The sequence below is a fragment of the Anabaena sp. UHCC 0451 genome, from assembly GCF_034931405.1.
Classification (GTDB): Bacteria; Cyanobacteriota; Cyanobacteriia; order Cyanobacteriales; family Nostocaceae; genus RDYJ01.
In genome coordinates this window covers 84,213-86,294 of sequence record NZ_JAYGHA010000025.1, presented here as the reverse complement: position 1 = coordinate 86,294, position 2,082 = coordinate 84,213, and the positions used below count along the sequence as shown (strand labels likewise).

2 protein-coding genes are annotated in these 2,082 nt (G+C 36.9%); one reads left to right on the top strand and one right to left on the bottom strand.

From position 1 onward, the window contains the following. Window positions 1–299: 299 nt before the first annotated feature. Window positions 300–1,187 carry an aromatic ring-hydroxylating dioxygenase subunit alpha gene (locus VB694_RS17735; protein ID WP_323361654.1) on the top strand — a complete coding sequence of 296 codons (888 nt, stop codon included), beginning with the start codon at window positions 300–302 and terminating at the stop codon, window positions 1,185–1,187. Between the two features lie 19 nt (window positions 1,188–1,206). Here VB694_RS17735 and VB694_RS17730 read toward each other — a convergent pair whose 3' ends face one another. Further along, on the bottom strand, window positions 1,207–2,010 hold the full coding sequence (locus VB694_RS17730) for a hypothetical protein (protein WP_323361653.1): 804 nt from the start codon (window positions 2,008–2,010) through the stop codon (window positions 1,207–1,209). Window positions 2,011–2,082: the final 72 nt, after the last annotated feature.

Here is a 2,082-nt window from a genome sequence, read left to right as displayed (position 1 = left end):
AAAAAAGATTGTAGAGACGTTCCATGGAACGTCTCTACAAGGGTTTCAAGTCACTCACATTTAATTTTCGGAGATGTCTAATAAACCCACAATTGAAAGCTGAGACAAGATAGGATTTTTTACGCATCTAACAGCAAAAAATAGCCTGTACCTCAGTACAGAAATTTAATCAACTCATAAGGTTAAAGTATCAATAATATCCCAGGTGGATGTTCAATATTCCACCCAGTTTTATTCTGAATAAAATTTTCAACCTGTTTATTCAATACTATCACAATCCTTTCCCCCCAATTAATTATATGGCTAAAACACCGTTGTTTTTAAGGAATACTTGGTACTATGCTTTACCGAGTCAGCAGCTAAAACCTGGAAAAATAATTTCCAAAACCCTCTTGAACGAGTTAATTGTTTTTAGTCGCGATCGCTCAGGTAAAGTTTTTGCTAAGGGAAGTGAAACGAAAATTTATCCAACACAAGAAGCGCAAGGAAATATATGGATTTATATGTCAAATGAGGAAACTTCCTCAATACTAGAAGACATCCCACGCATCCCTGAATTTGGCGACCAATCCCACCAAGCTATTGAGTCTATCCGTCTTCCCTGTGATGTTGATCATGCAGTAGTAGGATTGATTGATCCTGCTCATATTGCTTTCGTTCATCAGGCTTGGTGGTGGCGTTCTCCGCAAACACTAAAGGAAGTAGTTAAAGCCTTTGAACCATCTTTGTATGGTTTTACAATGCAAAAGCATCCAATAGAACAGCAAACCTTTTTCTATCGCTTGATTGGAGAAAATCCACAGATCGAAATCTCATTTAGTTTACCAGGAATTCGGATTGAGAGAGTATCCACTGAAAAACATCTCGTCTGTAACCTCACAGCAATTACTCCCATTTCCGAAACTGAAACAGAAGAAACAACTATGTTCTACACAACGTTACCTTGGTTTCCTATTTTCCAGCCATTGTTGCTATCGTTTACGCGCAGTTTTCTCAATCAAGATAGAGAAATTTTACTGAAACAACAAATTGGTTTGAAACATAATACCCCCTTAACTTTAGTTGGAGATGCTGATGCTCAAGCCCGTTGGTATTATAGATTAAAAGCAGAATTTGCTCGTTCTCAAATTGAAGGGCGTTCTTTCATTAACCCAATTAAAGAAAAGACACTTCGATGGCGTAGTTAGCGATCGCACTTTATATCAATCAATGTCTGTAATCACGTTGACAACTCCGCCGGTTATACCCTCCTGATATTTGATCATTCTCCTGAAAGTTAAATTCAATGTGTGGTTGTACTGGATTGTAATTTTGATTTGTTTTATTGAAGGTTTGCCTGTTACCCAAAACTGGATCTAATCCGATTCTCTTTGGCTTTAATGTTGATAAATGACCACCATTATTTATGAACTTATATGGATTTAACCGCCGTGGTTTTACATTATTTTGATCGACTACTTTAACCTTGTATTCTCCACATAGGGTAGGTACAATTCTCCATTTTCTGACATTAGCAGTAGATGTGGAAAGCTGAATATTTGCACAACTTCTATCCCAAATCATATACCCAATTGTTCCTGGTTCACTAACTACTATCGAGAGTGAATTATTAACTGCATAATCTGAACTAGAAGTAATGTATACAAGCCTTTGATTACAGCTAACCTGGTATCTTGTATCATACATTTTTCCGTTAAGTTTTTTAGTGACTACTGTGGGGAAAGATTGTAAAATACCATCAACACGCCTTGTATTGTTGACTTGAATAAATAGATGTTCACCTTTCTCTGATTTAGTTAAAAACTCAAATCCTGCTGGTGTATCTGCTGGTTTTTTAGCATCAACAACAGGTTGTTTTTTAATAGGTAGATTTAAACACTCCTCTTTTCCTGTAGCGGGATTAACCCAATAGTTGAGACATCTGGTTTCTGCTGTGGCCGGGAGTAACAAAAATGGTGACGCGGTTACAGCTACCAAGAATACTGATAATTTGGGCAGGTACTTATACATATATTTAACCTATTCTGCTAATAACTTAGCATAAATCAATAATACTTGCAGGGTATTGCCTAGATCCCCGAC

Bases quoted from the DNA above. Each gene is read 5' to 3' on its own strand.
- VB694_RS17735 (WP_323361654.1), top strand. From the start codon at position 300: ATGGCTAAAACACCGTTGTTTTTAAGGAATACTTGGTACTATGCTTTA.
- VB694_RS17730 (WP_323361653.1), bottom strand. From the start codon at position 2,010: ATGTATAAGTACCTGCCCAAATTATCAGTATTCTTGGTAGCTGTAACC.